31 protein-coding genes and 1 tRNA gene are annotated in these 26930 nt (G+C 35.5%); 19 read left to right on the top strand and 13 right to left on the bottom strand.

Annotation, left to right across the window (positions count from 1 at the left end; all coding sequences use genetic code 11):
- Window position 1: 1 nt before the first annotated feature.
- From Q763_RS01215 to Q763_RS01225, 3 genes are all read right to left on the bottom strand, one after another.
- Entirely contained in the window at window positions 2-1705 is a 1704-nt protein-coding gene (locus Q763_RS01215) for a PspC domain-containing protein (RefSeq protein ID WP_052123177.1), read from the bottom strand.
- Window positions 1702-2040, bottom strand: coding sequence for a PadR family transcriptional regulator (locus Q763_RS01220; protein WP_035130213.1), 339 nt, complete (start codon window positions 2038-2040; stop codon window positions 1702-1704). Before Q763_RS01220 ends, Q763_RS01215 begins: the two co-directional genes overlap by 4 nt.
- 93 nt (window positions 2041-2133) lie before the next feature.
- A complete protein-coding gene (locus Q763_RS01225) occupies window positions 2134-2586 on the bottom strand; it encodes a DUF4870 domain-containing protein (RefSeq protein ID WP_035130216.1) in 453 nt (150 codons plus the stop codon).
- Window positions 2587-2742: 156 nt separating this feature from the next.
- Here Q763_RS01225 and Q763_RS01230 point away from each other — a divergent pair, with 156 nt between their 5' ends.
- Both Q763_RS01230 and Q763_RS01235 read left to right on the top strand, forming a co-directional pair.
- The gene (locus Q763_RS01230) at window positions 2743-3195 is read left to right on the top strand and encodes a DUF4442 domain-containing protein (RefSeq protein ID WP_035130217.1); all 453 of its coding nucleotides are present in this window, start codon (window positions 2743-2745) and stop codon (window positions 3193-3195) included.
- 92 nt (window positions 3196-3287) lie between these two features.
- Window positions 3288-4196 (top strand): TIGR01777 family oxidoreductase, encoded by a 909-nt coding sequence (locus tag Q763_RS01235; RefSeq protein ID WP_035130220.1) that lies wholly within the window; start codon window positions 3288-3290, stop codon window positions 4194-4196.
- Between the two features lie 49 nt (window positions 4197-4245).
- Here the strand turns inward: Q763_RS01235 and Q763_RS01240 are convergent, their stop codons facing one another.
- On the bottom strand, window positions 4246-4917 hold the full coding sequence (locus tag Q763_RS01240) for a YceI family protein (RefSeq protein ID WP_035130223.1): 672 nt from the start codon (window positions 4915-4917) through the stop codon (window positions 4246-4248).
- 147 nt (window positions 4918-5064) lie between these two features.
- Here Q763_RS01240 and Q763_RS01245 point away from each other — a divergent pair, with 147 nt between their 5' ends.
- The 3 genes from Q763_RS01245 to Q763_RS01255 all read left to right on the top strand — a co-directional run bounded on the left by Q763_RS01245 (window position 5065) and on the right by Q763_RS01255 (window position 7372).
- Entirely contained in the window at window positions 5065-5622 is a 558-nt protein-coding gene (locus tag Q763_RS01245; RefSeq protein WP_394331003.1) for a nucleotide exchange factor GrpE, read from the top strand.
- Between the two features lie 31 nt (window positions 5623-5653).
- The gene (gene dnaJ / locus Q763_RS01250) at window positions 5654-6778 is read left to right on the top strand and encodes a molecular chaperone DnaJ (protein ID WP_035130225.1); all 1125 of its coding nucleotides are present in this window, start codon (window positions 5654-5656) and stop codon (window positions 6776-6778) included.
- A 138-nt stretch (window positions 6779-6916) separates the two neighbouring features.
- Window positions 6917-7372 carry a hypothetical protein gene (locus Q763_RS01255; RefSeq protein ID WP_035130227.1) on the top strand — a complete coding sequence of 152 codons (456 nt, stop codon included), beginning with the start codon at window positions 6917-6919 and terminating at the stop codon, window positions 7370-7372.
- Window positions 7373-7425: 53 nt separating this feature from the next.
- On the opposite strand, the gene Q763_RS01260 is transcribed toward Q763_RS01255, so the two are convergent.
- Window positions 7426-8043 carry an HAD family hydrolase gene (locus Q763_RS01260; RefSeq protein WP_035130228.1) on the bottom strand — a complete coding sequence of 206 codons (618 nt, stop codon included), beginning with the start codon at window positions 8041-8043 and terminating at the stop codon, window positions 7426-7428.
- Window positions 8036-9094, bottom strand: a complete 1059-nt coding sequence (ribD, locus tag Q763_RS01265) for a bifunctional diaminohydroxyphosphoribosylaminopyrimidine deaminase/5-amino-6-(5-phosphoribosylamino)uracil reductase RibD (RefSeq protein WP_035130231.1) — start codon at window positions 9092-9094, stop codon at window positions 8036-8038. Before ribD ends, Q763_RS01260 begins: the two co-directional genes overlap by 8 nt.
- Window positions 9095-9170: 76 nt before the next feature.
- Between ribD and Q763_RS01270 the strand changes: the two genes are divergently transcribed.
- Both Q763_RS01270 and prmC read left to right on the top strand, forming a co-directional pair.
- On the top strand, window positions 9171-9671 hold the full coding sequence (locus Q763_RS01270) for a GNAT family N-acetyltransferase (RefSeq protein ID WP_035130234.1): 501 nt from the start codon (window positions 9171-9173) through the stop codon (window positions 9669-9671).
- Window positions 9661-10506 carry a peptide chain release factor N(5)-glutamine methyltransferase gene (prmC, locus tag Q763_RS01275; protein ID WP_035130237.1) on the top strand — a complete coding sequence of 282 codons (846 nt, stop codon included), beginning with the start codon at window positions 9661-9663 and terminating at the stop codon, window positions 10504-10506. Before Q763_RS01270 ends, prmC begins: the two co-directional genes overlap by 11 nt.
- 9 nt (window positions 10507-10515) lie before the next feature.
- On the opposite strand, the gene Q763_RS01280 is transcribed toward prmC, so the two are convergent.
- Window positions 10516-11757, bottom strand: a complete 1242-nt coding sequence (locus Q763_RS01280) for an ABC transporter permease (RefSeq protein WP_035130240.1) — start codon at window positions 11755-11757, stop codon at window positions 10516-10518.
- Between the two features lie 168 nt (window positions 11758-11925).
- Here Q763_RS01280 and hisS point away from each other — a divergent pair, with 168 nt between their 5' ends.
- Window positions 11926-13296 carry a histidine--tRNA ligase gene (gene hisS / locus Q763_RS01285; protein WP_035130242.1) on the top strand — a complete coding sequence of 457 codons (1371 nt, stop codon included), beginning with the start codon at window positions 11926-11928 and terminating at the stop codon, window positions 13294-13296.
- Window positions 13297-13325: 29 nt separating this feature from the next.
- On the opposite strand, the gene Q763_RS01290 is transcribed toward hisS, so the two are convergent.
- Both Q763_RS01290 and Q763_RS01295 read right to left on the bottom strand, forming a co-directional pair.
- Window positions 13326-13556: a hypothetical protein gene (locus Q763_RS01290; protein WP_035130244.1), complete on the bottom strand. Its 231-nt coding sequence runs from the start codon at window positions 13554-13556 to the stop codon at window positions 13326-13328.
- A 170-nt stretch (window positions 13557-13726) separates the two neighbouring features.
- Window positions 13727-13960: a hypothetical protein gene (locus tag Q763_RS01295; RefSeq protein ID WP_035130246.1), complete on the bottom strand. Its 234-nt coding sequence runs from the start codon at window positions 13958-13960 to the stop codon at window positions 13727-13729.
- A 293-nt stretch (window positions 13961-14253) separates the two neighbouring features.
- Between Q763_RS01295 and Q763_RS01300 the strand changes: the two genes are divergently transcribed.
- The 9 genes from Q763_RS01300 to Q763_RS01340 all read left to right on the top strand — a co-directional run bounded on the left by Q763_RS01300 (window position 14254) and on the right by Q763_RS01340 (window position 21699).
- Window positions 14254-15084: a hypothetical protein gene (locus Q763_RS01300; protein ID WP_052123178.1), complete on the top strand. Its 831-nt coding sequence runs from the start codon at window positions 14254-14256 to the stop codon at window positions 15082-15084.
- Between the two features lie 5 nt (window positions 15085-15089).
- Window positions 15090-15305: a hypothetical protein gene (locus tag Q763_RS01305; protein WP_035130659.1), complete on the top strand. Its 216-nt coding sequence runs from the start codon at window positions 15090-15092 to the stop codon at window positions 15303-15305.
- 251 nt (window positions 15306-15556) lie between these two features.
- Complete coding sequence (locus Q763_RS01310) at window positions 15557-15781, top strand: hypothetical protein (RefSeq protein ID WP_035130248.1); 225 nt, start codon at window positions 15557-15559, stop codon at window positions 15779-15781.
- A 168-nt stretch (window positions 15782-15949) separates the two neighbouring features.
- Entirely contained in the window at window positions 15950-16753 is an 804-nt protein-coding gene (locus tag Q763_RS01315) for an SRPBCC family protein (protein ID WP_084595989.1), read from the top strand.
- Window positions 16754-17166: 413 nt separating this feature from the next.
- Window positions 17167-17703 (top strand): AAA family ATPase, encoded by a 537-nt coding sequence (locus Q763_RS01320; RefSeq protein ID WP_035130252.1) that lies wholly within the window; start codon window positions 17167-17169, stop codon window positions 17701-17703.
- A gap of 7 nt (window positions 17704-17710) precedes the next feature.
- Complete coding sequence (locus Q763_RS01325) at window positions 17711-19603, top strand: RecQ family ATP-dependent DNA helicase (protein ID WP_035130255.1); 1893 nt, start codon at window positions 17711-17713, stop codon at window positions 19601-19603.
- On the top strand, window positions 19603-20550 hold the full coding sequence (gene fmt, locus Q763_RS01330) for a methionyl-tRNA formyltransferase (RefSeq protein ID WP_035130257.1): 948 nt from the start codon (window positions 19603-19605) through the stop codon (window positions 20548-20550). The genes Q763_RS01325 and fmt overlap by 1 nt, the downstream gene beginning before the upstream one ends.
- Before the next feature lie 189 nt (window positions 20551-20739).
- On the top strand, window positions 20740-21012 hold the full coding sequence (locus tag Q763_RS01335; protein WP_035130259.1) for an HU family DNA-binding protein: 273 nt from the start codon (window positions 20740-20742) through the stop codon (window positions 21010-21012).
- 126 nt (window positions 21013-21138) lie between these two features.
- Window positions 21139-21699: a YqgE/AlgH family protein gene (locus tag Q763_RS01340; RefSeq protein ID WP_035130261.1), complete on the top strand. Its 561-nt coding sequence runs from the start codon at window positions 21139-21141 to the stop codon at window positions 21697-21699.
- Here the strand turns inward: Q763_RS01340 and Q763_RS01345 are convergent.
- Together Q763_RS01345 and Q763_RS01350 are read right to left on the bottom strand one after the other, a co-directional pair.
- Entirely contained in the window at window positions 21696-22538 is an 843-nt protein-coding gene (locus Q763_RS01345) for an aminotransferase class IV (protein WP_035130262.1), read from the bottom strand. The two genes, Q763_RS01340 and Q763_RS01345, sit on opposite strands and share 4 nt — an antisense overlap.
- Before the next feature lie 52 nt (window positions 22539-22590).
- The gene (locus Q763_RS01350) at window positions 22591-22983 is read right to left on the bottom strand and encodes an START-like domain-containing protein (RefSeq protein ID WP_035130265.1); all 393 of its coding nucleotides are present in this window, start codon (window positions 22981-22983) and stop codon (window positions 22591-22593) included.
- 151 nt (window positions 22984-23134) lie between these two features.
- Between Q763_RS01350 and Q763_RS01355 the strand changes: the two genes are divergently transcribed.
- Both Q763_RS01355 and Q763_RS01360 read left to right on the top strand, forming a co-directional pair.
- Window positions 23135-23208: transfer RNA gene (locus tag Q763_RS01355), tRNA-Met, on the top strand.
- Between the two features lie 55 nt (window positions 23209-23263).
- Entirely contained in the window at window positions 23264-24523 is a 1260-nt protein-coding gene (locus Q763_RS01360) for a tyrosine-type recombinase/integrase (RefSeq protein ID WP_035130267.1), read from the top strand.
- Window positions 24524-24542: 19 nt separating this feature from the next.
- On the opposite strand, the gene Q763_RS01365 is transcribed toward Q763_RS01360, so the two are convergent.
- Both Q763_RS01365 and Q763_RS01370 read right to left on the bottom strand, forming a co-directional pair.
- Window positions 24543-25832: a type II restriction enzyme gene (locus Q763_RS01365; protein ID WP_052123179.1), complete on the bottom strand. Its 1290-nt coding sequence runs from the start codon at window positions 25830-25832 to the stop codon at window positions 24543-24545.
- Window positions 25825-26667, bottom strand: a complete 843-nt coding sequence (locus Q763_RS01370; protein ID WP_035130269.1) for a DNA adenine methylase — start codon at window positions 26665-26667, stop codon at window positions 25825-25827. The genes Q763_RS01365 and Q763_RS01370 overlap by 8 nt, the downstream gene beginning before the upstream one ends.
- Window positions 26668-26930 lie beyond the last annotated feature (263 nt).

Raw genomic sequence — 26930 nt, forward strand, 5'->3', positions numbered from 1 at the left:
TTTAATTGATTGTGTCTTTTTGTTTGCCTTTTATCTGGATACTTATATCAGTACTGCCATTAGATACTTCTATATGACCATGAGCTTCAAGATTCTTGTCTTCTTCGGTTCCCTCATCGTTAACTTCTTCTTCAGGACAGTCAAGACAGTTAAGATCATCACCATTTAACTGATACAAATGACTTTCATCATTATAAGGAATGTACAATGAGTAATCGCTCCTGTGGTAGTGCCTGATGCTTCTGTCAGCATTTATAATAGTACCTTCCGGTAGATATACATATATCTTAACTCTTTGACCCCTGAATTTGTTTTTCAAATCGGTAACCAAATAATTGTCTAAAGTTAATTTATTTCCTTCTAAATCAAAATTATAGTTAACTTTTTCAGCTCTTTCTCTAGCGTCGCTTATAGAGCCTCCTTCGGCCACTTTTTCAACCTGTAGGTATGGAGTTTCGGCATCTGTTTTCATAAAGAATAACTGTACACTGTTTGAGAATATAAGGTTATTCCCCATTGTGTCCTGTGTAATTCTGAAATCAGTATTGCGGTCTACAGTTTTGGCATAAAACTCATTGAACCTAAATTTAATGTTCAAAGTATCTGTAGGACTAATCAGTATCAGTTCTTTTTTCATGACTTTACCATCATAAGCCACTTCGGTAGCCTGCCTGATACCTAAATATATTGAGAAAGCAATAGAAATAAGCCATATTCCTAATAAAGTATATTTGGTAACATTGCCTATAGGTTTAGGATTTTCTACCAGTATTTTAAGGCCTAAAAGGAACAGGAAGAAAAACGGTATACCTATAGTTAGTAGCCCAATTAAAGCTAAAACCCATAATGGCACCTCGGTATAATTAGCAAAGTTCATAACATCATGCCACGGTCCCCCGGGTAAGGCTGATGTAAACAAAACTGTGAAAAAGAATATTATTAGCCCCCCAAGTGTTATGGCTGAAAATATAAGTATAATAGCCCCAATTACTTTTGAGATGGCTTTAAAAATAGCCATAAATACACTGCCTATACCGTTACCTATTCTTTCGGCTCCGGTTTTTGCATCGTTTCCCAGTTTATTATAGTCTACATTTTGAAGTTTTGAGGAAATACTGTCTATTTCCTCACGAACCTTTTTTTCGATATTGGAGATGTTTATCTGTTCGCCTTTCATTTCAAGTTTTTCGGTAGTGGTAATGGCTTTTGGTATAAGTATCCAAAGCAGGATATAAACCAGTAAGCTGGTACCGAATGAAATAAATGGAGAAATGATAAAGATTATTCTTACCCATAACGGATCTATCCTGAAGTAATGCCCAATACCCGCACATACACCCGCAATAATGCTTGATTCTCCGTCACGGTAAAACTTCCTTGTTTTGTGTTCCGGATTATAGTAGGTACTGCCCGAATATGATGATGAGCTTCCTGTGGTGTCTTCATCTATCTTGTAATCTTCCGGTTGTCCCATAATAGCAATAACTTCGTCTATTTCTCTAGTGCCTACAACCTGTTTGTCGTTTTTGATTTTGTCAGACAAAAGCTCCGCAATTCTGGCTTCAATATCATTCATGATCTCTTCTTTGCCGTCCGGAGACAGAGATCGTTTGATAGCATCAAAATAACGATTTAGTTTTTGATAGGCATCTTCGTCTATATGAAAGAAAAAGCCTCCTAAATTTATACTTACTGTTCTGTTCATGACTGTGAGTTTTGACTTGTGATTACGTTTACTGCGTCGGACAATTCTGTCCAGGTGATACTTAGTTCTTTTAAAAATTCTTTGCCTTCATCGGTTAAACCGTAGTATTTTCTTGGTGGCCCCGATGTTGATTCTTCCCAGCGATAGCTTAGAAGTCCGTCGTTTTTAAGCCTGGTAAGTAAAGGGTAAACTGTGCCCTCTACCACCAGCATCTTTGCGTTTTTTAAGGTATCAAGAATTTCTGATGTATAAGCATCTTTCTCTTTTAAAATGGAAAGGATGCAAAATTCCAGTACCCCTTTACGCATTTGCGCCTTTGTGTTTTCAATGTTCATAAGACTCCTGTGTTTTAATTGAACTGTTCATTTTTTGATCGATGATTGATGATTGATGATTGATGATGATTGAAATAGGGTTGGCTGATTTGTTTATTTTATAAATTTTATTGTCAAAGGGTAATTGTAATTTTCCCCGTTACTGTTTCTTACTGATGCATACATTATTAAAAAGAATTCCAAAACTTTCATTGCTATCAGGATTAGTACTGCTAATATAGCTATGGTTGCAATGCCAGTTATTTTTTTGGCACTAAACTGTTGGTGTACAAAATGAAGTTCATTAACAGCATTAAAGCTTAAATCACTTAGTGTAGTATATAGTAAAAGTGGTATGGCTATAATGATAAGTAGTAATGAGTATAGAAAAAGACTAAGCTGAAAGTTTATTATTTGTTTACCATTATAGTCTACAAATTTTGAATCCTGCTTTTTAAGGCTCCATATTAACGTAGGGAATATAAAGTTTCCAAACGGTATAAAATACTGAGTATATGCACTAAGTTGCATCAATATGGCTGTGTTTCGGTTTGCTGTGGTTTCCATAGTATATGGGTATGTCTATTAATATTCTATGCAAATATATGTTTAAAAGAAGGTATTGTGCAATACAAAGTACCTAAAATTAACATAATTTTAACAAATCAAAAAAGATAGAATATTCACTATTTAATTGTTATATTCGCATGTAAACCAACTACTATGAACTTCACACCATCTAAACTCAATACCTTTTTAATGGTAAAATTACCTTCGGCCTATTTATGTGGGGTGAGGGTAAAACACATTACAAAAGAGCAGTGCGTAGTAAAAGTAAGGCACCGCTGGATGAACCAAAATCCGTTTAACTCTATGTATTTTGCCGTTCAGGCTATGGCTGCCGAATTAACTACAGGAGCCCTAGTAATGTATCATATACAAAATAGCGGTAAAAAAATATCAATGCTCGTAGCAAACAATAAAGGGAATTTTACCAAAAAGGCTAAGGGACTTATAACCTTTACCAGTAATGATGGTAACCTTATCGAGGAGATGATTCATAAAGCTATTGAAACGGGAGAGGGGCAAACCTTCTGGATGAAGTCAATAGGGACAGATGAGGCAGGAGATCAGGTCTCTCAAATGGAGTTTGAATGGAGTATTAAGGTTAAATAATTTGTAAGGATAAAATCACAAAATTCAGTTAAAGCTTTTTTGTTTAACTTTTATTTAAATAATCAGGTTTTAACTTTGTTAAAAAAGCAACTATGAGAGTTTTGATAACCGGTGCTACCGGGCTAGTAGGAAACGAACTGGTTTCTTTACTGCTTAACAGAGGTATTCAAATAAACTATCTTACCACATCAAAAAGCAAAATAAGAAAAGATGATTCTTATTCAGGGTTTTATTGGAATCCTGAAAAAGGAGTTATAGATGAGGATTGTATTAATGGAGTTGATGTTATAATTCATCTGGCAGGTGCTCCTATCGCTAAACGATGGACAGAGAGTTATAAAAAAGAAATATTAAACAGCAGGACTGCAACTACAAATATGCTCTATGATTTACTTAAGAGCAAGGAGAATAATGTGCACCAGTTTATAAGTGCATCGGCAATAGGAATATACCCAGACAGTATGGATGAGGTTTACTCTGAAGATAATACAGGGGTAGACGATTCTTTCGTTGGAAAGGTAGTTGAAAAGTGGGAAGAAGCGGTAAACAGTATTAAAGAACTAAAAATAAGGGTAGCCAAAATAAGAATTGGACTTGTGCTTTCGGCTAAAGGCGGTATGCTTGCAGAGCTGGCAAAGCCCGTTAGTTATGGCGTGGGCTCAGCGTTTGGTTCGGGTAAGCAAATACAATCCTGGATTCATATAGAGGATTTGGTAGAGATATTTTTCTATGTATTGAATAATGAAATGGAGGGTGTATTCAATGCCGTGGCTCCTTATCCTGTTAGTCAAAATGATTTGGTAAAATGTGTGGCTAAGGTTTTAAAAAAGCCTTACTTTATGCCTAATGTGCCTAAGTTTATAATGAAAATGATGCTTGGGGATATGAGTATGCTAATGTTTACAAGTCAGAATGTCAGCGCAAAAAAAATAATAGCGACAGGGTATCAGTTTAAATTCCTATCGTTAGAAAAAGCAATAGCTAACGAATTAGTAAAATAAAAAAACCTCCTGTTTCGCAGGAGGTTTTTATTTTTAATGATAAAAGCTATTATTTAGCAGCTTTTACATTTACTTTAATTTCAATTTCATCATCTACATATTTGTCACCCAGGTTGTCAAATATACTTTTAGATGAGTAGTTTACTTTCCATAAAGTTCTGTCAATTTTAAAGCTTTCGCTTACAAGAGTAACAGCCTCCGGAGTAACTGTAATAGTTGCAGGGAATTTAATGTTTTTAGTAGTTTCCTTAAGTGTAAGGTTACCTTCTACCATTGTTTTACCTTCTTCCTGAGTGATACCTGTAATTTCAAAAGTACCTGTAGGGTATTTGTTTACGTTAAAGAAGTGGTCTGCGGTTTCTTCTTTCCCTAAACCTTTAAGGTGTCCTTCAAGATCCTCTTTACCGTTACCTGCCTCAAGATCGGTTACAGTGATAGAGTTCATGTCTAAAGTAAATTTACCAGACTCAACAGAATCATTTTTTACGGCAAACTCACCTTCACTGATTTTAATTGTACCTGTATGCTTTCCTGTTGGTTTAGAACCAGTCCAGTCAATTACAGACTCTTCAGTGTTAACATTGTATTTTACGGCTTCAGCAGTAGCTTCTTTAGCTTCAACTGCTTCTGTTGTTTCTGCATTTTCTGTATTATCTTTTTTACAAGATACAGTTAGAGCAAGTGAAGCACATAACATAAGTAGGGTAAACTTGTTTTTCATATTATTTTAATTAGATGAATAATAGATGCAAATCTAAACAAATTCCTTAAAAAATAAATGTGACAATTTGACATTTATATCTATTTGGCAATACATTTGCATTCGGTTTTTCACTATATAATAATGTTTAAGAAAATATTCAAAAATATGAGCCAGGAAAATTCAGAAAATGCTGAAAAAGATTTAACACAGGAAAATGTGATTAATGAGAGTGAAGAAACAGTAAATGAAGGTATTGCCTCTGCCGAAGAGTTAACCGAAGAAGAGAAGCTTAAGGAAGAGCTGGCTAAAGAAAAAGATAAGTTTTTAAGACTGTTTGCAGAATTTGAAAACTATAAAAAAAGAACATCAAAAGAAAGAATAGATCTTTTTAAAACTGCCAATCAGGAAGTACTGCAGGCTATGTTGCCGGTACTTGACGATTTTGACAGGGCGATGGCTCAAATTTCAAAAACTGAGGATGAGGTAATGCTAAAAGGAGTAGAGCTTATACATAATAAGCTTAAAGATACGTTAGTATCTAAAGGTCTTGAATTAGTTGATATTAAAATTGGTGACGATTTTAATGCAGATTATGCAGAGGCTATTACTCAAATACCTGCCCCAAGTGAAGAACTTAAAGGGAAAGTGGTTGATGTAGTGGAAAAAGGTTACAAGCTTGGAGAAAAAATTATCCGTTTCCCTAAAGTGGTTATAGGTAACTAATTTTAAGGAACAGAAAAAAGCAAACACAAGGATGAAAAAAGATTATTACGAAATACTTAGTATTGAAAGGACTGCTACTACAGAGCAGATAAAAAAGGCTTACCGAAAGAAGGCTATAGAGTATCACCCTGACAAAAACCCTGGTAACAAAGAGGCTGAGGAAAATTTCAAACTCGCTGCTGAGGCTTATGAGATTCTTAGTGACCCTAATAAAAAAGCCCGTTACGATCAATATGGTCATGCTGCTTTTGAAAATGGTGGCTTTGGCGGTGGCGGTGGTATGAATATGGATGACATATTCAGTCAGTTTGGCGATATCTTCGGGAGTGCTTTCGGCGGAGGATTTAGCGGCTTTGGTGGTTTCGGTGGTGGTGGAGGCCAGCGCAGAATGAAAGGAAGTAACCTTCGTATAAAAGTAAAACTTACCCTTGAAGAGATTGCTAACGGTGTAGAAAAGAAAATCAAGGTTAAGCGTAAAATACAGGCGCATGGAGTTAGTTTTAAAACCTGTCCTACCTGTAATGGTACCGGTCAGGTAATGAAAGTTACTAATACCATATTAGGTAGAATGCAAACTGCTTCAAGCTGTCACTCATGTGGCGGTACCGGTCAGATCATTGAATCTAAGCCAAACCATGCCGATGCTCAGGGTATGATAATGGAAGATGATACCGTTTCAATCAAAATACCTGCAGGTGTTGCAGATGGTATGCAGCTTAAAGTTTCAGGCAAGGGTAACGATGCACCGGGGAACAACAGTATACCTGGTGATTTAATTGTTGCTATTGAAGAAATAGAGCACGAAACATTAAAACGTGAAGGTGAAAACCTGCATTTGGATCTTTATATTAGTTTTGCGGAGGCAGCTTTAGGTACTAATAAGGATATCGATACTGTAAACGGAAAGGTTAGAATTAAGCTTGAAGAAGGTATTCAGTCTGGTAAAATATTGAGACTTAAAGGTAAGGGTGTACCTAGTATAAACAGCTACGGAAGCGGGGATTTACTGGTACATGTTAATGTATGGACACCTAAAAAACTGACTAAAGAACAAAAGCAGTTTTTTGAAAATTCATTAACTGACGAAAACTTTACTCCTAGTCCTGAAAAATCAGATAAATCTTTTTTTGAAAAAGTTAAAGATATGTTTTCGTAATTTAAGATAAATTTATATATTTGAAATTCACTAGGTAACTAGTGGATTTTTCTTTTTCATAGCAATTTTTCCCATCCTTATGCCAATAGGGGTGGGTTTTTTTATTTATCTTTATAACGCATCAAATACTGTTTTATTATGAAGAAAAATATTATTAAATCAATTTTTGTCCTTAGTGTAGCAATATTTCTTACAAGTTGCGGAAAAGATAAAACCAATAAAGTACACTGTGGTGTTGAAATGTCGGCATTTCAGGCTATGGAGCTTAAAAAAATAGGTAATGGTGGTTATACCTTTTCTGATGACGATAAAAAATTAGCTGCAGATATTATCGAAACCTTAAAAGGGCTTTTTGATAACAAATACGACATCAATTTAGGTTTTATAGAAAGAGATGATCAAAAAATAAGCCTTTATGTAATTGTGCCGGATGATGAGGAAGTGATTGATAAAGTAAGTTGCTATTTGATGCAGCATGATTTTGATGGCAGATTGCCTGAAACAAGAAACCTGTTGTTTTATACAGATTCTTATGATAAAATTCTGATAGGTATCAAAACCGATACTTCTGCAGAAGAAGAAAGTGCAGAGTAATAACAAGATATAAAATTATTTAAAGGCAGTACACAGCAATGTGTGCTGTTTTTTTATACCTCTTCGAGGGAAATGATTTTTTTATTGAAAAGCTCTGTTACATCCTCCATTTCCGGGTTTATGGTCCATACTTTAAAGCCTAATAGTTCGGCGGCATCAGTGTTAAACTTTTTGTCGTCTATAAGCAGTGTGCGTTTTGGCTGAATATCGTGATTGTTTATAATGTAAGTGTACGCTTCAGATTCCGGTTTTCTAACACCTATTTCATGAGAGAAATATACACGTTCAAAACACTGATAAAAATCCATGTAGAATGATGCTCCAGCATCATGCTCAAATTTTTCTATATGTATAGGGTCGGTATTACTTAGAAGAAATAATCGATAGTTTGCCGATAGCTTTTGTAAAAACTCCAATCTGTGTAAGGGGAAGTCACCAATACCGGCATTCCATGCTTCTCTAATTGCAATTGGATCGGCATTTGGTATATAAGCCTTAATTCCTCTTATAAAATCATCTTCTTTAACTCTGCCGGTTTCAAATTTTTTTTCCAGTAGGTCCAGTTCTTCTGTCCATTCTTTTAGTCCCAGCTTTTTCAGCGCATTGTCGCGGGCTTCATTATCTTTATTGATAAAAACGTCGCCAAAATCAAATATTATAGTATTAATCATGATTTCTGAAAATTAAAAGTTCGTCATTGAGTACAAAGTACTTTTCTTTTGCTGTGGCTTGTAATGCCGGCGCTTTTGTTCCTTCATGAAAAAGGGTTTTACCTTTAAAAACCCTTGCTTCGTCCCACAGGTTTGCATCAATAAACGTTTGCAGGGTTTGCCTGCCGCCTTCAATTATAACCGACTGTAAGTTGTAATTATAAAGTACATTAGCAATCGTTTGTGGGAGATTACTATCAAAATTTATTTTTTCAAAAAGGAAATTCCCTAAATTAGGTAAATTCTCTTTTTCTGTCAAAATAATTGTGTTTATTTTTTGTTTTTTAACAAAATAATTATCAGATATTCGGTTTTTTCTGTCTAAAATTATACGTGTTGGATTGTTTCCTGTCCAGTCTCTCACGTCCAGTTTAGGGTTGTCGTCTAAAACAGTAGTGGTTCCTGCCACTATAGCCATCTCTTCACTGCGCCATTTGTGAACCAGCTGGCGGGAGTAGGTATTGGTAATCCATACGGGTTTTTTATCTTCATTATTTCTCGTTTCCGGTAACGGACTCAAAAAACCATCGGCTGTTTCGGCCCATTTTAAAATAATGTATGGTCGTTTTTTTTCATGATAAGTAAAAAAACGACGGTTAAATTCACGGCATTCCTTTTCAAGTACGCCAACAATCACTTCCCTGCCGGCTTCTTTAAGTTTACGTATACCGTTGCCTGCTACTTTTTCATGCGGATCTGTAGTACCTATTACTATGGTTTTTATCTGTTCCCGTATTATCAAGTCGCAGCATGGCGGAGTTTTACCATAATGGCTGCACGGTTCCAGGCTTACATAGAGTGTGGAAAGCGGTATTAAGTGTTGGTTTTCGGGCTTTACCGAATTGACACAGTTTACTTCGCCATGGGGCCCGCCATAGGGAGAGGTGTGTCCTTCTCCTATAATAGTATCATTGTATACCAAAACAGCACCTACCGATGGGTTAGGCATTGCTTCTCTTAATCCGTTTGCTGCCAAATCCAGGCAGCGCTGCATGTATATTTCGTGATTCATGGGCGATGAAGTAGTAAGAAATCAAAGTTACAAAGTTTTGTGCAGCCGTAAATCCATTATTGGTTAGTTTTGTAGTATGGATTCAGTTATCATCAGACCAATAGCACTTGCCGACAATAAAACGGTGGCAAAAGTAATACGCGATGTGCTTATAGAGCACAATGTGCCTAAGGTGGGTACGGCATATGCCGATGTGTCACTTGACAGTATGTTTGAGACTTATACGCAAAATAACAGTGTTTACTTAGTTATTGAGAAAAATGGCAAAATTATTGGAGGTGCTGGTATAGCACCGTTGGAGAACGGACCCGCTGATGTATGCGAGCTGCAAAAGATGTATTTTCTTGCTGAAGCACGCGGACTGGGTTTAGGAAGCCTCATGATGAAAAAATGTCTTGAAAGCGCTTCGGGTTTTGGTTTCAAAAAATGTTATCTTGAAACTATGCCTTATATGGAAGATGCACAAAAACTGTATAAAAAGTCAGGCTTTGTATATCTGGATGCTCCAATGGGTAATACCGGACACAATTCGTGCCCTGTGTGGATGATAAAAGAACTAAACACAAATGAACATTAGAGAATATCGCGCCTTTTTTTTAGATACGCTAAGCAAAGCCTATGATGCAGCCGAAGCGGAGAGTCTTTTTTACATATGCCTTGAAGAACTTAAAGGCTGGAAAAAAGTTGACTTGGCAATGAACAGCAATGCCGAACTGGATAGGGTAGAACTTGTTAAATGGAATGAGGTATTAACTCAACTGGAGCAGGAGAGGCCTATACAGTATATTTTTGGTAATGCTCATTTCTATGGGCTTGAGTTTTTTGTTGATGAGAATACCCTGATACCACGACCTGAAACGGAGGAGCTTGTAGAATGGATTATCAATGAAAATAAAGGGAAGAAAGATATTAAAATACTGGACATAGGTACCGGTAGTGGCTGTATCGCCATAACTCTTGCTAAAAATCTGCCACAGGCTAAGGTCTATGCCATAGATGTTTCTAAAGATGCGTTGGCTAAAGCCAGAGGTAATGCTGTGCGTAATGAGGCCGATGTAACCTTTATTGAGAAAGATATTCTTGTGGCAGACTCATTGCCGGAATCTTTTGATGTTATCGTTTCAAATCCGCCTTATGTGCGCAATCTGGAAAAGCAGGAAATAAAGAATAATGTACTGCAGTATGAACCTCACCTGGCTCTTTTTGTAGATGATAATGACCCATTACTTTTTTACAGAAAAATAGCTAAGCTGGGAGACAGGTCACTTACCGGTAACGGGAAAATCTATTTTGAGATAAACCAGTATTTAGGACCACAAACTGTTACCATGCTTCAGGAAGAAGGGTACAAAAACGTTATCCTTAAAAAAGATATTTATGGTAACGACCGTATGGTGTCGTGCGATGTTTAAAAGAGTTTATTATTCGTATCGTAAAGACTCTACCGGGTCTAACGAAGCAGCTTTAATAGCCGGGTAAGCTCCCGATATTATAGTAACAACTATAATAGTGGTTAAGGCAGCTATTGTGGCTCCCCAAGGCATTGGAAAAGCGGCTTTCATTACAATAGATGCTCCGTAACCGGTTAGTAAACCTAATACGATTCCTAATAATCCACCCAAAAAGCTTATTATAAGGGTTTCTGTAAGAAACTGTCCCGCTATAGTGTTCTTTTTGGCACCAAGAGATTTACGCACTCCAATTTCACGGGTTCTTTCGGTTACCGATACCAGCATGATATTCATAAGTGCTATTGTAGAACCAAAAACCGTAATAATACCAATGCACCATGCGGCATAATTTAATATGTTGATTTGCGACATCAGGCGTTGTAACAATTCGTCGCTTCTGGCAATACCAAAATTATTTTCTTCTACAGGGTTTAGTTTTCTAACTCTTCTCATGGTAATGGTGGCTTCGTCTATAGAACCGTCCAACATATCCTTATTTTGGGTTTTAACCTTTATATCATAATTAATGTTTGGAGCGGTAAATAACGATCTTGCTACCTGTATAGGTAATAAAACTCTTAAATCCTGCCTGTTGCCAAAGGTAGATCCCTGTTCTTTTAATACACCTATTACTTTAAATCTTGCGCCTCTTATAGAGATTGTTTTTCCTATTGGATTAATATCTTTTAAAAGCCCTTTTTCAAAATCAGAACCTACAATACAAACATAGTTGTTATTTTGTATGTCAAAAGTGGTAAAGTTTCTTCCCTGTGTTGTTTCCAGTCCGGAGTTACCCATAAAATTATGGTCTACACCAAGTACGCTGATTTCAGGGTCTGTTTTTTCCGAACCGTATTTTACCTCTATATCACTCGCTGCGGTAAAAGATAATGATACTGCCGAAGCGGGGAAATGGTATTTGTCCTGAAATGATTTTGCCTGCGGATAGGTAATATTCGGGTTTATTTTCGCAGTTCTGTCGTTTTGTCTTATTTGTTGGGAAAAGTCATAACGGCTGATGGAGAAGGTATTGGTTCCCATTGCCGAAAAGTTACCGGTAATAGTATTTTCAAGCACCTTAACGGTAGCAAGTATGCCTACCAGTGCCCATATACCTACACCAATAATAATTACGGTAAGTATGGTGCGCAGCAGTTGCGTTTTAATGGAACTAAAGGCGATTTTGGTATTTTCCCTTAACAGGCTAAACATAGGTTTTGCAATTTAGCCACTAAAATACATAAATTGTTTTAGCTATTTGGTGTAAAAATTACCAAGTATGCTTAAAGCGTTACAAAACCTTATAATAGAAACATAAACTGTAAGCCAAAAAGGGTAAACTGTATTATATTTGCACTTAAATTAAAAATAAGATTTACTATGGCACAAAAACCGGGAATTCCAAAAGGAACAAGAGATTTTTCACCTGCTGAGGTGGCTAAGCGTCAATATATAATATCGGCGATAAAGCATCATTTTGAGACTTTTGGATTTCAGCCAATAGAGACTCCTACCTTCGAAAACTCATCTACCCTTATGGGGAAATATGGGGAAGAAGGAGACCGACTTATTTTTAAGATACTTAATTCAGGTGACTACCTTGCTAAAGTTGATGCTGCACTTCTGGAAAATAAAGATAGTGTTAAGGTAGCTTCACAAATATCTGAAAAAGCACTTCGTTATGATTTAACTGTACCTTTTGCACGTTATGTGGTACAGCATCAAAATGATATTGTATTTCCGTTTAAGCGTTACCAAATTCAACCGGTATGGAGAGCAGACAAGCCTCAAAAAAGCCGTTACAGGGAATTTTACCAGTGTGATGCTGATGTTGTAGGGTCTAAATCGTTATGGCAGGAAGTAGAGTTTGTACAGCTTTATGATGGTGTGTTTACGTCGCTTGGACTAAACGGAGTTACTATTAAAATCAATAACCGTAAAATACTTTCGGGAATTGCTGAAGTTATTGGGGCTAAAGATAAACTGATTGACTTTACTGTTGCTCTTGATAAGCTTGACAAAATAGGTGAAGACGGGGTTAAAAAAGAGATGCTTGAAAAAGGCATTGGTGAAGATGCAATACAAAAAGTACAGCCGTTATTTAACTTTACCGGAAGCATAAATGAAAAGCTGGATAAGTTAAACGAGCTACTGGCCACATCAGAAGAAGGTTTAAAAGGAGTTGAGGAACTTCGTTTTATATGTGATAATGTTGCTGCTATTGGCTTAGGAGAGTCAACTCTTGATCTTGATGTAACACTGGCACGCGGACTTAACTATTACACTGGTGCGATATTTGAAGTTTCGGCACCTGCCGGAGTTAAAATAGGCTCTATAGGTGGTGGCGGAAGATATGACGACCTTACCGGTATATTCGGATTAAAGAATATGAGTGGTGTAGGTATATCTTTCGGTCTTGATCGTATATATGACGTGATTGAGGAGCTTAACCTGTTCCCTGATACTGTTACAGAATCGACTAAAGTACTATTTATCAACTTTGGAGATAAAGAATCACTATATGCTATGAAAGCTGTAAAACAATTAAGAGCTGCAGGTATTAAATCAGAGCTTTATCCTGATTCGGCAAAGGTTGGTAAACAATTCCAGCACGCTGATAAGCGCGGAATACCATTTGCGGTATTAACAGGTGATGAAGAGATAAACAATAATACCTTCACACTAAAAAACCTTGCTACCGGAGAACAGGAGCAGGTAAGCTTAGAAGAATTAAAAAATAAAATCCAATAATAAAAAGGCCTCCCTTTCGGGAGGCTTTTTTATATTTCAGCTGTTTCGATTTTGTTTCGTGATATACTTCCTGTTGTGTCTTCCAATATGGTTATTCCTAATATTTCAAAAGGACGCTCCATAAAGCCATGTTGTGAAATATAATCCATGGCCAGGCTGTCAAAACTATCAGGGTGTAATACAATTGCTACACTGTCTGTAAGTTCATTTTCCAGAATATAATCACGTATTCCTGCAAAATTTATTTTATCGTTATGCATAAAGTTGTTGGTTTGCTTAAGGTATTGAGTAGGGGAGGTTGTATTGCAAGTTGCAACTTAATTGTTATGCTTGACTTATAGTTTTATGTTTTAAAGATTACAATATTATGTATACAATAAAACCCCGCTTTAAGCGGGGTTTCGATTGTTTTTTGGTCGTAAAGTGAAAATTATTGAGCGTTTTCCATAATATGGATTTTGCTTTTAGGAATGTCTCCAGAGTTATCCTGCAGGATTTCAATTCCAAGAATTTCAAACGGACGTTCAATCTGATTGTCGTTAAAGTCCAGATAATCCAAAACAAGTTCGTCGAAATTGTCCGGATGCAGCGTGATAGACACGCTGTCTGTTAATTCATTCTCAATAATAAATTCACGCATAGCGTTAAAAGTAATTTTCTCCATAAGCGTTTGGTTATTTATTTATGTTTCGATAAAAATAGATATTCTACTGAATTAAGTTTAGTTAAAATTGTTAAAACTTTAAATTTTAACACTTAAAAAAACGATGTAGGTAAAATATTGTTAGAGAAATGTTAATAAATTTTGAGTTTTTAACAGAAGTTAAAAAGCTGACAATCTGTTATATTACTATATTTTTTGTTAAAAAATATTTTTAACAACCAATTTTTAAATAAAATTCATGCTTGCCATGTGAAAATTAATTAAAATTGCTTTTTCTTTAAATAGCATACCAAATGAGGTTTATTTCCAAACTTACTACTTTATTACTACTTACAATTTTTTGTCCAACAAGCTTGTTTTCACAACATAATGAGAAAGAAATCATGGAGCAGGGCAAGCTTCTTTATAAATCAGAAAAGGCATCATGGCAGGGGACAGATATGTTTTTAGACCGCTTTCCTGAAAAAAGTAAACTTGCAGGAGGGTATTTTTCTTATACAGAGAATGACAGGAACATTTGTGTTTTTTATGACAGGGATACTGTGCCTAAAACCGTAGCAGTGTTTTCTTTTGATGATACTTATTTATCTGTAAGAGCTCAAATTGATACCGTTGCCAGGGAGTTTAGTGATTATGAAAATGACCTGTACAGTATAAGAAAGGAAGCAATGGCAGAACTTAACAGAAATCCTGTTTTTGAGTTTTACAACTATACTTCTTTTAATCCGGTGCCTCTTATATATAAAGAGAAAAAAATGGTTTACTTTTTTACTGGTCCTAAAAAAGGTAATGTAGTTATTTTTGGAAACGATTATCTTATTACCTTTAATGATGATAATACGGTTGATAATGTTGAAAAACTGCATAGTAGTATGACTCCGGTAAACTATAGTGGTAATTCTTCAGAAACAAATTCATTGCATGCCCATACCGAAGATGATATTATAACTGCTACAGATGTTTGTGTGCTGATGCTTTACAGTCCTTATACCAATTGGGAAAAACATTACGTATTATCTAAAACGAAAGTGTCGGTTTGGGACTGTTATAAAAATGAGTTTTATATTATAGATCGTTCGGCTTGGGAAAAAGGGCTTAACGCCGCCAGGCAAAAGAAAGAGTAATGATTATGAAAAAACTTTTACTGCTATTGTTGCTTGTTCCTCTTACTGCTTTTAACGGAAGCGGGGAAAGTGATGTGTATATATGTACGGGTAAAAGTTCAAAGCGATATCATTACAATAAAAACTGCCGGGGACTTTCAAACTGTAAAGCCGATATTAAAGAAGTTACTCTTAAAGAAGCTAAAGATAAGGGACGTACTTTATGTGGTTATGAAGACTGATTTTTAAGGTGCAATTAATTCAGTTTGTTAAAAAAGACTTAAAATTTAAGTTTTTCGGATAAGGTTCTAAAGTGTTAAAAATCGTCTTTTTACTGTATTTTATTGATTATTATGGTAGTTAAAAGATAAAATCAAGTGTTTGGTCGATAAAATAAATTTTTAGGAAAATTTAAACATTTATTGGCTTTTTCTTACCAAAATTTTAAAGGTTTAAATCTCATCTTTGTAACATTAACCAACTCCACGTTACCATGAGAAAAAACATCGACCTTGCTACCATTAAGAGATTTATTCTAACAAATGCCCTTAAAGGAAATGTAATGCTAATGCTTCACCCGTCTAACTTTGAAAGACTGGTAAAAGCAGGAAAAAACAAAGTGAAATCATTACGCGTTTCGGGAATCAATATCATTGCCGATAACAATAATGAGGTGAAAGAAGACGAAATAGACATACTAGAGGTACATTTCGGTTAAATAAATACAACAAAAATATTTTAGATAGAAAACCACCCAATAGGGTGGTTTTTAGTTTTTTATCACATCCTTAAGAATACTTTATCATATAGTTGGCTATTGCTGTTTTGAATATTAAATAACTTTATATGAGGCAATTAATCAAAACAATCTCAAAAAAGTGAAGTCATGGAAACAAAAGTGATACAGCGAAAAGAAACAGGGAACTTAAAAAGGAATTTTTCTAAATACGACCCCTCTGGTACTGATCCCAACCGATATGCTTCGGTTACTAATCATGAGGAGGCAGATGAATACCTGCATGGGAAAAAGAGTATAGTACCCGGACTGCATGTTAATGTAGGGAAAGCAGAAAGAGCTTTAATGATTGCAGGAGGTGCTTATTTATTATACAGAGCACTTAGTAAAAAAGATGAAAGAAAAGTACTTGAGGGTATTACGGCAGGTACAATGCTGTTTAGAGGTATAAGTGGTTACTGCCCGGCATATGACGCTTTGAGTAATTCAAAATTGTTAAAAGGCGGTAGTGTGACTATCTCATCTGCTTTTACGGTTAATAAACATGTTGCTGAGGTGTACCATGCCTGGAGGCAGTTGGAATCATTACCTCTGTTTATGGAGCATCTTGATAGTGTAAGGCAGGTAAACGAGGAGATATCTGAATGGAAAGCAAAAGTTCCGGGAGAACTTGGTACTATTTCATGGAATGCCGAAATACTTGACGATAAACCAAATGAATTGTTAAGTTGGCATTCGCTTGCAGGAGCTGCTATTCATAATTCAGGTAAAGTGAGGTTTAAAGATAACGGTAGCAGCACAGATGTAGAAGTAACCATTTCCTATAAAGCACCAATGGGTGCTGCTGGTGAAGCGGCTGCTAAACTACTAAGCCCAGTATTTGAGAAAATGATAACTAAAGATATTGAAGGTTTTAAAAGTTATATGGAGGCCGGAAATGCACCTATGCCTTAATTTAACCAGTGCCAATTTCTGCATCTTGCCTTATTGTATAAAAAAACTCCCCTGTTAAAGGGGAGTTTTTCATTTAAAACGAATTGGCAAAATCTAGTTAAAAATTCCATATAGACCGCCAATTACCATTATCGCCATAATGGTAATCACGGCAATTTCAATATATCGTATAATTGCATCCTTTCTTTTAAAAGAAAAATAGTGTGCATACTTCTTTTTTCGCGTTAATGTGTTTCCTGTGTCCTTCATAGCATTTATCCTTTATTACGTCATTAAATATATATAACGCGTTTTTTTAGTAAAAAACATTTAACATTGCGTTAAATATAATGTTTTGGTTTAAAATATTCAAATAACGTGCCATGTTTAGCTATTTTGTAAGTTTGATTAATTTTGTGCTTTAATACATTGTTTTGGAAAAGGAGATAGTAGTAATAATAGGAGGACCGGGTTCGGGAAAAACATCTTTGATTAACGAACTTGCTAAAAGGGGGTATATCTGTTACCCTGAAATTTCACGTCAGGTAACGCTGGAAGCCCGTAGGCAGGGTATAGAGCAGTTATTCTTAGAGAAGCCTTTGCTGTTTAGTGAACTTTTGCTGGAAGGTCGTAAAAAACAGCACTCACAGGCACAACAGGAAACGGTTCCGGTAGTTTTTTTGGATAGAGGTATACCGGATGTATTGGCTTATATGCACTATATAGGCGATGCTTATCCTGCTTTTTTTGATGAAGCGTGTAAAAATCACCGCTATACCAAAATATTCTTTTTACCGCCCTGGGAAGAAATATATACTCCTGATGAAGAACGTTATGAGAATTTCGAACAGGCTAAACTGATTGCTGATCATTTGGCTGAAACCTATACAAATTACGGCTATAACTTAATAGAAGTGCCAAAAGAAACGCTGGATAACAGAATTCTTTTTATCTTAGAGCATCTTTCGTAATATAACTATGCAACAACCTCTTGATATTCTTAGTAAGTACTGGAAGTACGAAAGCTTTAGGGATCCTCAGGAACAAATCATACAATCTGTTTTAAACGGAAAAGATACACTCGCGGTAATGCCTACCGGCGGGGGTAAATCGGTTTGTTTTCAGGTTCCGGGGATGATGCTTCCGGGGCTGTGCCTTGTAGTGTCTCCACTTGTAGCGTTAATGAAAGATCAGGTAGAGAATCTGTCGCGCATCGGGATAAGAGCAATTGCGCTTACAGGAGGTATCTCTACCGATGAGATTAGTGATTTACTGGATAACTGCCGTTACGGTAATTATAAATTTTTGTACCTGTCTCCAGAGAGGCTTCAGGCCGACTGGATACTGGAGAGAATTAAAGAGCTTCCCATAAATTTAGTAGCTATAGATGAGGCACACTGTGTGTCACAATGGGGGCATGATTTCAGGCCGGCATACCTTAAAGTTTCGGTCTTAAAAAAATACCTGCCTAATGTACCTTTTATGGCCCTTACGGCATCGGCTACAAAGCGGGTTAGAGAGGATATGATAAAACATTTGGAGTTACATGATCCGGCTGTTTTCATCAAATCGTTCGCAAGGAAAAATCTGGCTTATATGGTTTTTGAGGCCGAAGATAAGCTACGCCGCATACAACAGATGTTGGTTAAAAATCCGCAACCTTCTATCATATACGTAAGGAACAGGAAAGCATGTTATGATGTTTCCCGTCAGTTGGAATCATTAGGTTTCAGAGCAACTTTTTATCACGGAGGTTTAACCTCTTCCGAAAAGCAAAAAAATATGCAGCTCTGGATGAGCGAGCAGGCTCAGGTTATGGTAGCGACAAATGCTTTTGGCATGGGGATAGATAAGCCTAATGTTCGAACTGTAATCCATATACAGTTGCTTGATAATATGGAAAGCTATTATCAGGAAGCTGGTAGGGCAGGACGTAATAACGAGAAAGCTTTTGCGGTATTGCTGGTTAATAAGGCTGATACCCAGATAGGGAAAAATCAGTTTTTAGAAGTATTGCCTGATAAAAAGTTTTTAAAACAGGTGTATGTAAGGCTTAATAATTATCTCCAGATAGCTTACGGAGAAGGGATAAACGAAAGTTTTGCTTTTAATCTTAATATATTTTGCAGACAGTATGATTTGCCTGTGGTTAAAACGTATAATGCGCTACAGTTTTTGGACAGGCAGGGGATTGTTACTTTGTCTAAAGAATTTTCTGAGAAAGTAACCATACAGTTTTTGATTCCGAGTAAGGAGGTGATGCGTTACATAAGTCTTAACAGAAATGATGAAGAGGCTATATTGACTATTTTAAGGAGTTATCCGGGAGTGTTTGATATGGAGACCAGTCTCAATACCGATTTAATTGTTAGAAAAGCTAAAATAAGCGAAGAGGAATTAATGCAGGTACTTAAAAGGCTTCATGAAAAAGAGGTGATATCTTTTAGGAGTTTGGGTAACGACAGTAAACTGACTTTTAATGAGGTTAGGGAGGACGAGTTAACTATTAACAGGGTAGCTAAATTTCTGGAAAAGCAAAACAATATTAAAACACAGCAGTTTGATGCTGTTATTAGTTACATTGAAAATTTGCAAACCTGTAAAAGCAGACTCATACTTACCTACTTTGATGAGGAGGCTACTCAAGATTGCGGAATATGTTCTTACTGCATAGCAAAAAACAAAAAAGTAAAAGATCCTTCGCAGGTGGCTTTACAGGTTTTAGAGCTGATAAGTAGTGAGGCTTTATCTTCAAGAGATATTGAAGAAAAGCTTGAGCTTACGCCCGATGAAGTTATCTTTGTAATACAAATACTTTTAGAAAACGATAAGATTAAGATTAATACCAATAATCAATATATATTAAAATAATGAATAAGCTGAGAATCGTGTTTATGGGTACGCCGGAATTTGCCGTTGGAATACTCGATACTATATATAATAATAACTATGATATTGCTGCTGTTATTACAGCGCCCGACAAGCCTGCCGGAAGGGGGCAAAAGGTAAAGTATTCGGCAGTTAAGGAGTATGCAATGGAAAAAGGTTTACAGGTGTTACAGCCTACTAATCTTAAAGATGAATCTTTTTTAGCCGAACTAAAAGCGCTTAATGCTAACTTGCAGGTGGTAGTAGCTTTCAGGATGTTGCCTGAAGCTGTATGGAAAATGCCTGAGTTGGGGACTTTTAATCTTCATGCATCGTTGCTACCTCAATACAGAGGGGCTGCTCCAATAAACTGGGCTGTTATAAACGGTGAGTCAAAAACTGGTGTTACTACGTTTTTTATAGATGAAAAAATTGATACCGGTGCTATGATACTTAAAGAGGAGGTTAGTATTGGGGAGAATGAGACAGCCGGAGAGCTACATGACAGGCTTATGGAGCTTGGTAAGGGCGCGGTTATAAAAACCCTTAGTCTTATTGAGGAAGGTAAGGCCGCTACTACAATACAACAGGATATTGCCGATATAAAAACAGCTTATAAATTAAATAAGGATAACTGCAAGATAGACTGGTCTAAAACCGGAATTGAAATTCATAACTTAGTGAGAGGACTAAGCCCTTACCCAGCTGCCTGGACTTATTTTACAGATAATGGGCAGGAATGGAATGTAAAAGTGTATGAAACAGCTTTTGAGTCGGTTACGCCAAATGAAGAGGTAGGTGCTATAGTAAATGCTAAGAAAGAGATAAAAATTGCGGTTAAAGACGGTTACTTAAATGTTAAGAGTTTACAGTTTCCGGGTAAGAAAAAAATGGCGGCTCATGAATTGCTTAACGGAATGCAGTTTTCTGATACTGCTAAGGCGCTGTAACCCTTGTGAATACTGATATTTTAAGAAAATTTTAATAAAACAAACAAGTTTATTAACATTTATCTTGAAGTTATCAACAAAAAAACGGAATTAACCTATATTTACTTGCGTAATTTGATTTTCCTATTAAATTTGTAGTACAGGATTAGAAAAACAATAATTTTAACCAAACAATTAATAACATTTATTATGAACAAATCAGAATTAATCGACGCAATGGCTGCAGATGCAGGAATATCTAAAGGTGCAGCAAAAAAAGCTTTAGAATCTTTTGTTGGTAATGTAGGTGATACATTAAAAAAAGGAGGAAGAGTATCTTTAGTTGGTTTTGGTTCTTGGTCAGTTTCTAAAAGAGCTGCAAGAGAAGGTAGAAACCCTCAAACTGGTGCTACAATCAAAATCGCTGCTAAAAATGTAGTTAAATTTAAGCCGGGTGCTGAGCTTGACGGTTCTGTAAACTAATATTATATCTTGAAAATATAAGTTAAAAAGCCTCCTGTTTGGAGGCTTTTTTAATTAAATCTTTAGGTAATTATTTTGGAACTAGGTATTTTTTCTTTAAATTTATTTTAATAAAAAGGTAAGCCCATGATTACACTAAAACCCAAAAAAGGGTATTTGCTGGTAGCAGAACCCTCATCCATTGGAGATCTGTCATTTAGCAGGTCTGTAGTTTTACTAGCTGATCATAATGATGAAGGTTCTATAGGTTTTATACTCAATAAACCTTTAGGATATTCTATAAAAGATTTGCTTCCTGAGGTGGAAGGAAACTTCAAAATTTATAACGGTGGACCTGTAGAACAGGACAATCTTTACTTTATTCATAATATCCCCGATTTAATACCTGATAGTATTGAAATTTCTAATGGCATATACTGGGGAGGTGATTTTGAGTCTACAAAACACCTTATCAATCAGGGTAAGATTAAAAAGGGTAATATTCGTTTCTTTTTAGGATACACGGGTTGGGCTGCTCATCAACTTGAAGATGAACTTGAGGATAATTCCTGGATAGTATCTGAGAACCGTTATGAAAATAAAATAATAGGTAAATCAAGCACCTCTTTCTGGAAAGAGAAAATAATGGAGCTTGGAGGGGATTACCTTATATGGTCTAATTCTCCTGAAAATCCTTCATTAAACTAGCCTAGTCTAATAAGTACATTAAGTTTTTTTATCAGTTCGGAAGCCAGTGTGCTGCCGTATTCCTTCTTGCGGTATTTTGTTATAGGTTGTACTCCCTTAATCACATTGGTGATGAAAATTTCATCTGCTTTTTGTAGTTCAAAAGGTGAAATGCTCTCTTCGCTAACATCAAGGCCTTCAGTTTTGTGGGCAATAGCAAGAATCTGCTTTCTCATTATCCCGTTAAGGCATCCGTCTGTAATAGGAGGGGTAACCAGTTTTTTGCCTTTAAGCATAAATATGTTGCCCTGAAGCGCTTCAATAACATTTTTCTCATCATTGATAAGCAGGCAGTTGTCAAGGCCATTTTCGTGTGCAAAAATACTTCCGGTTATCTGTACCATTTTGTTGGTTGACTTAATGGTCGATAAAAGCTGTTTTGTTACATAAAAATCTTTAAACAGGTCTACCTCATAAGTAGAGTTTTCGGTAAAACTGTATAAGGGTTCCTGTAAAGCTTCGGCAGTAATGATGAATTCAGAATCGTTTGTGGTTGGCAGGTAAAACCCGCCTGATTTTCTGAAAAAAGTAAGTCGGGCACGGCAGGAAGCGCTTATGTTTAAAGCATTAGCCAGATTTTTGACCTGTTCCTCCATATATTCCATAGTGAAATACATAGGGATTTCCATTCTTACAATTCGCATAGAAGCCATTAGCCTGAAGTAATGATCTTCTGCAAACAATATTTTTCCGTCTACAACTTTTAAGGTTTCAAAAACGGCATCGCCGTATAAAAATCCTCTGTTTTGTTCTACTGAAATGTTTGTGTTTTCTGTAAGATTGCCGTTGTAATTAATCATAAAAAAAGCCCTGAAAATTCAGGGCAAATATAAGTCTTATATAAAAGAATTCCTAAACAGAACCTATTACATGTTTAAGGTCGGAAATTTGGTTGTCCCAAAGTTGTTTTGACTCCTCTACATCGTCTTCATCTGCAAAGTCAACAACTACTAAAGAGACATCTTTTGTGATCTCGTCAACTATAATACGAATCTCAAAATAGTAATCAGTGTCTTTATTGTCTTCATCAAGCCAACGGAATTTTACTTTCTCGCCGCTTTTTTTTGAGGCAAGCCTCGCTTTCTCTTCAGAGCCATCCCAAAGGAAGCTGAATATTTCTCCTCTTGAATTAACATTGTCGGCAAACCATTCTGATAAGCCTGAAGGTGTTGATATATATTGATATAACAACTGTGGGGAAGATGTTATAGGAAACTCCAGTTCGTATTTTACTTTAACGTCCATACTTTGTTATTTTTTTTGAAATATATAATTTTTAGTTTTGAAATGAAAGCGTTTTGAAAAATAATTTTTTTTCTTGAAAATATATTTGCAACCTTTAAATTTAGTTTTATATTTGCACCCGCATTCAAGGACGTAATGACCGAGAATATCTGGCGAGGTAGCTCAGTTGGTTAGAGCGCAGGATTCATAACCCTGAGGTCACGGGTTCAACTCCCGTCTTCGCTACAGAAACGCAATATGCAGCCAAGCGGTTTTAAAGCAATTTAAAACCGCTTTTTTTATGCCTTCAATCAACAGGATATTACGCAATGAATACGATTTTGAATACGTTTTTGAATACGATTTGAAGAAACAAAAACAATACGGAGGACCAACTATTTACGACGGAGGCGGCGACCTTAATAGAAGGTGGTACGTTTACTATTCTTTTAGAAACCCTGAAACGGGAAAGTTAGAGCGCCAACCGCCTATATATGCAGATTTAGATAACTACAACACTGTTAAGGAAAGACTTTTGCGCGCCCGGGCTTTGTGCAAGTCTGTAAAGTTAATATTGGAGGAAGGTTTTAACCCTTATACTCCTGAACCCGATAACAGCATTTTATCCGGCCAGTCAGATAAAGAACCGGTTAATATCAATTCAGCAAAGAAAGTTGCTGAAGCAATTGATTTTGCACTCGCGTACGCAAAGAACCTACATTCGGAAAGCTCCTATAACGATTTTAAAAGCCGTATTACGAGGTTTAGGGATTGGCTAGTAGATAGCAAGCCTGCTACTGCAAAAATGAATGAGATAGAAAGTATTGATGCTATTGGATTTCTAAATGATATATTGCAACGCACAAGTCCTAGAAATCGAAATAATACTCGGGCGGCATTATCGTCGTTATACAAAATCCTTAAAAATAATCAGATTGTTAAGGAGAATATTATTGAAGGTATAGACATACTAAAAAGCAGTCCGAAAAAAAACAAAACCTATACGAAGCAGCAGGAAGAAGATATTCTCAAATTGATGGCCGAAAAAGACAAACATTTATTGTTGTTTGTAAAGTTCATATCTATTAATATGCTACGGCCTGTTGAAGTTTGCCGACTTCAGAAAAAGGATATTCATATAATTGATAAAATTTTGAAAGTACGTGCAAAAAATCAGCCCGTAAAAACAAAGATAATTCCTGATATTCTGTTACAGGATATTCCAGATTTAACACCCTTTAAAAATACTGATTTTATTTTTACACCCAATGGGGTGGGTGAGTGGGATGCGAAAGAAGTAAATAGGCGTAATCATTTCGGAAAACGATTTAAAATTATTAAAGATGAATTAGGTTTGGGCGAGGAATATGGCCTTTATAGTTTCAGGCATACTTATATTACAAGGATTTATCGTGAGCTTAGAAAGGAATTAACACCATTTGAAAGTAAAAGCCGGTTAATGCTTATTACCGGGCATAGCACTATGGATGCTTTAGAAAAATATTTACGTGATATTGATGCTGAATTGCCTGACGATTATTCTTATTTAATTAAAGGCTAAAAAATGAGTTTTGTAATAATTATTCTTCAAGTTGATTCATTATCCAATTAACCCATCCAGTTATGGTTGAAGCTCGTCTAAAATATGTTTTTTCTGCACCAATTTTATATAGTTTTGATCCTTTCATTATTTCAACAATTTGATTTTGGTTTGGAATTTCTCCATTTTCAAGATAGAGTTGCAAAGTTTTTTTAAATGCAGAATGAGAAACTATTAGTTTAACAAACTCTTTCTGCCGATCAATTAAATTGGTATTGAATATATATTTTCCCTGACGTGTTAATTGGCACCCAATTTGTCGAGTTATAGGATCTCTAGCAATATCTAATAATCCCAAATACTTACCTGCATTTGAATAATAGTCAGTCTGTCTATCCGCAAAGTCATAATTTTGAGTGATTTCTTCTTTTGTTAAGAATTCTTTTTGATTGAGAAGTTCACATAAATTAATTACTCTTTCGAAGCTGTTTGCTTGAGGGAATGGTATTTCAGGTTCTTTAACGGTTTTTGTCCTCTCTAAAATTTCTTGAAGAATTTCAATATTAAAAGTTCCGTCTTGAACTACATATTTTTTATGCTTTACTAAAATAAGTGAATTATAATGATTTATATCGTCGAAAGCATATTCACGAAGATGAAAAACACCATTAGTATAAGTTAAAAAAATTGGACGAACTTGTTTCTGTATTTTATTGCTCCATAATTTGTAGGGATAATAAAGCTGTCGGATTAAGAAATCGTCAGAAATGTAATTTTTTGCCTCTATTAGGCTTAAGGAATTGTCACCTTCATAACCACCATCAATCTCTACTTGTGAATTTTCAACATTAATTTTAAATAAACCCTTCGATGAATTTATACCGAAGTCAAATGATAAAGAACTCATACGGCCACTAACGGTAGGTAATAAATTGTCTTCTTCTGTAAAGTCGTGAAGTATCTTAGATACAAATGCGCAGTTTATCGCTGTCGCCTCACTGGTTATGTTTCTATAGTCTAAACTTTCTAAAAATGATGGAAATTCAATATGCGAAATATCTATTTCATCTTTGTTAAAGCTACTAAAAGTCTCAAAAGAACCAATTACATATTCACCTCTGGAAATTGGGAGAATAGATAAATTATTGTCGCTAAAAAGTTTTGGAAGTTGAGATCTATGATCGAATTTAGTCATTAAACGAGCTTCCCTAAATTCATTTATAGTGGAAGAGGAAATAACTGTATGGCCATTGGTCAAAACTTTATTAATGATTTTGTGTTTGTCAAATATTTTTTCCCAAGCTATATCGTTTTTAGATCTACTACTCATAGTTACGAATTAAAACTTCATCAACTTCGCCACGGTTGGAGCCATTAGAATTAATAGCCCTATTTGCCTTGACAATTGTAATATTGTAATGTGCGTATTGTTCTTTGATAAGTGGTGCAGATGAATTAGAAAGTAAAAACTTAACGCCTTTTTTAGTAAGAAGGTCACAATTTTCTCTTAATCGGATCTGATCTAAAGCATCCCATCCTCCTTGCACATATCCTGTAAAGTTAGAACTTTCAGAAAGCGGGTGATATGGTGGATCTAGATATATAAAAGAGTTTTGAGAAGCATTATTAATAATATCTGCGTAATCCTCACTTCTTAAAGTAATATTGTTTGAATTCAAGTATTTGCTTACAGCTTTTAATGTAGGTTCATTAACAATATTAGGATTTTTATAGCGGCCAAAAGGAGCGTTAAATTCTCCAGCATTATTAACTCTATATAAACCGTTGAAACAAGTTTTATTTAAAAAAATAACTCTGGAAGCTCTTTGGATAGGTGATAAAGTATTAAAATCCTCGGTTCTGTCTAAACCACGTATTTTGTAAAAATAATCAGCATTATTTTCGTGTTTTTTCAAATCATCTATTAGCTCGGAAAGATTACTTTTTATAACTTCATATACGTTGATTAACTCTTTATTGTAGTCATTAACTATTGCATTCTTAGGCTGTAAGTGAAAAAGCACGGCACCACCACCAATAAAGGGTTCAATATAATCTAAATCTTTGATGTTTTTTGGTAATAAATTAATAATGGAAGGCATAAGCTGTCTTTTACCTCCAACCCATTTTAAAAAAGGAGCTACTAATTTACTGTTCTTTACCATTTTACGTCTGTTCAGATTCTTGAATTTTCGATTGCTAAAATACTAATTTGTTAGTAAGTAGGTTAGCTTTTTAACTGATTATTTTTAATAAAAAGTCTATTCTAAATTACAAAAAGCTAGCAGTTAATTTGTTTAACTGCTAGCTTCATCAATATAAAGATATTATAATAAAAGTTTTCTAATTGAGTGGTGATTAAAAAATTAAGCCCCGAGTACAGAAACCACATCTTTAACGGGGCTTTAATTTAATTGACACACCTTAC

It is taken from the genome of Flavobacterium beibuense F44-8 (assembly GCF_000769915.1).
GTDB classification, from domain to species: Bacteria; Bacteroidota; Bacteroidia; order Flavobacteriales; family Flavobacteriaceae; genus Flavobacterium; species Flavobacterium beibuense.

Bases quoted from the DNA above. Each gene is read 5' to 3' on its own strand.
- Q763_RS01240 (WP_035130223.1), bottom strand. From the start codon at position 4,917: ATGAAAAACAAGTTTACCCTACTTATGTTATGTGCTTCACTTGCTCTA.
- Q763_RS01230 (WP_035130217.1), top strand. From the start codon at position 2,743: ATGAACTTCACACCATCTAAACTCAATACCTTTTTAATGGTAAAATTA.
- Q763_RS01300 (WP_052123178.1), top strand. From the start codon at position 14,254: ATGAGGTTTATTTCCAAACTTACTACTTTATTACTACTTACAATTTTT.
- Q763_RS01305 (WP_035130659.1), top strand. From the start codon at position 15,090: ATGAAAAAACTTTTACTGCTATTGTTGCTTGTTCCTCTTACTGCTTTT.
- Q763_RS01340 (WP_035130261.1), top strand. From the start codon at position 21,139: ATGATTACACTAAAACCCAAAAAAGGGTATTTGCTGGTAGCAGAACCC.
- Q763_RS01290 (WP_035130244.1), bottom strand. From the start codon at position 13,556: ATGCATAACGATAAAATAAATTTTGCAGGAATACGTGATTATATTCTG.
- Q763_RS01235 (WP_035130220.1), top strand. From the start codon at position 3,288: ATGAGAGTTTTGATAACCGGTGCTACCGGGCTAGTAGGAAACGAACTG.
- Q763_RS01350 (WP_035130265.1), bottom strand. From the start codon at position 22,983: ATGGACGTTAAAGTAAAATACGAACTGGAGTTTCCTATAACATCTTCC.
- Q763_RS01310 (WP_035130248.1), top strand. From the start codon at position 15,557: ATGAGAAAAAACATCGACCTTGCTACCATTAAGAGATTTATTCTAACA.
- Q763_RS01315 (WP_084595989.1), top strand. From the start codon at position 15,950: ATGGAAACAAAAGTGATACAGCGAAAAGAAACAGGGAACTTAAAAAGG.
- dnaJ (WP_035130225.1), top strand. From the start codon at position 5,654: ATGAAAAAAGATTATTACGAAATACTTAGTATTGAAAGGACTGCTACT.
- Q763_RS01360 (WP_035130267.1), top strand. From the start codon at position 23,264: ATGCCTTCAATCAACAGGATATTACGCAATGAATACGATTTTGAATAC.
- Q763_RS01255 (WP_035130227.1), top strand. From the start codon at position 6,917: ATGAAGAAAAATATTATTAAATCAATTTTTGTCCTTAGTGTAGCAATA.
- ribD (WP_035130231.1), bottom strand. From the start codon at position 9,094: ATGAATCACGAAATATACATGCAGCGCTGCCTGGATTTGGCAGCAAAC.
- fmt (WP_035130257.1), top strand. From the start codon at position 19,603: ATGAATAAGCTGAGAATCGTGTTTATGGGTACGCCGGAATTTGCCGTT.
- Q763_RS01260 (WP_035130228.1), bottom strand. From the start codon at position 8,043: ATGATTAATACTATAATATTTGATTTTGGCGACGTTTTTATCAATAAA.
- Q763_RS01245 (WP_394331003.1), top strand. From the start codon at position 5,065: ATGAGCCAGGAAAATTCAGAAAATGCTGAAAAAGATTTAACACAGGAA.
- Q763_RS01365 (WP_052123179.1), bottom strand. From the start codon at position 25,832: ATGAGTAGTAGATCTAAAAACGATATAGCTTGGGAAAAAATATTTGAC.
- Q763_RS01225 (WP_035130216.1), bottom strand. From the start codon at position 2,586: ATGGAAACCACAGCAAACCGAAACACAGCCATATTGATGCAACTTAGT.
- Q763_RS01335 (WP_035130259.1), top strand. From the start codon at position 20,740: ATGAACAAATCAGAATTAATCGACGCAATGGCTGCAGATGCAGGAATA.
- Q763_RS01220 (WP_035130213.1), bottom strand. From the start codon at position 2,040: ATGAACATTGAAAACACAAAGGCGCAAATGCGTAAAGGGGTACTGGAA.
- Q763_RS01215 (WP_052123177.1), bottom strand. From the start codon at position 1,705: ATGAACAGAACAGTAAGTATAAATTTAGGAGGCTTTTTCTTTCATATA.
- Q763_RS01280 (WP_035130240.1), bottom strand. From the start codon at position 11,757: ATGTTTAGCCTGTTAAGGGAAAATACCAAAATCGCCTTTAGTTCCATT.
- Q763_RS01270 (WP_035130234.1), top strand. From the start codon at position 9,171: ATGGATTCAGTTATCATCAGACCAATAGCACTTGCCGACAATAAAACG.
- Q763_RS01325 (WP_035130255.1), top strand. From the start codon at position 17,711: ATGCAACAACCTCTTGATATTCTTAGTAAGTACTGGAAGTACGAAAGC.
- Q763_RS01345 (WP_035130262.1), bottom strand. From the start codon at position 22,538: ATGATTAATTACAACGGCAATCTTACAGAAAACACAAACATTTCAGTA.
- Q763_RS01295 (WP_035130246.1), bottom strand. From the start codon at position 13,960: ATGGAGAAAATTACTTTTAACGCTATGCGTGAATTTATTATTGAGAAT.
- hisS (WP_035130242.1), top strand. From the start codon at position 11,926: ATGGCACAAAAACCGGGAATTCCAAAAGGAACAAGAGATTTTTCACCT.
- Q763_RS01370 (WP_035130269.1), bottom strand. From the start codon at position 26,667: ATGGTAAAGAACAGTAAATTAGTAGCTCCTTTTTTAAAATGGGTTGGA.
- prmC (WP_035130237.1), top strand. From the start codon at position 9,661: ATGAACATTAGAGAATATCGCGCCTTTTTTTTAGATACGCTAAGCAAA.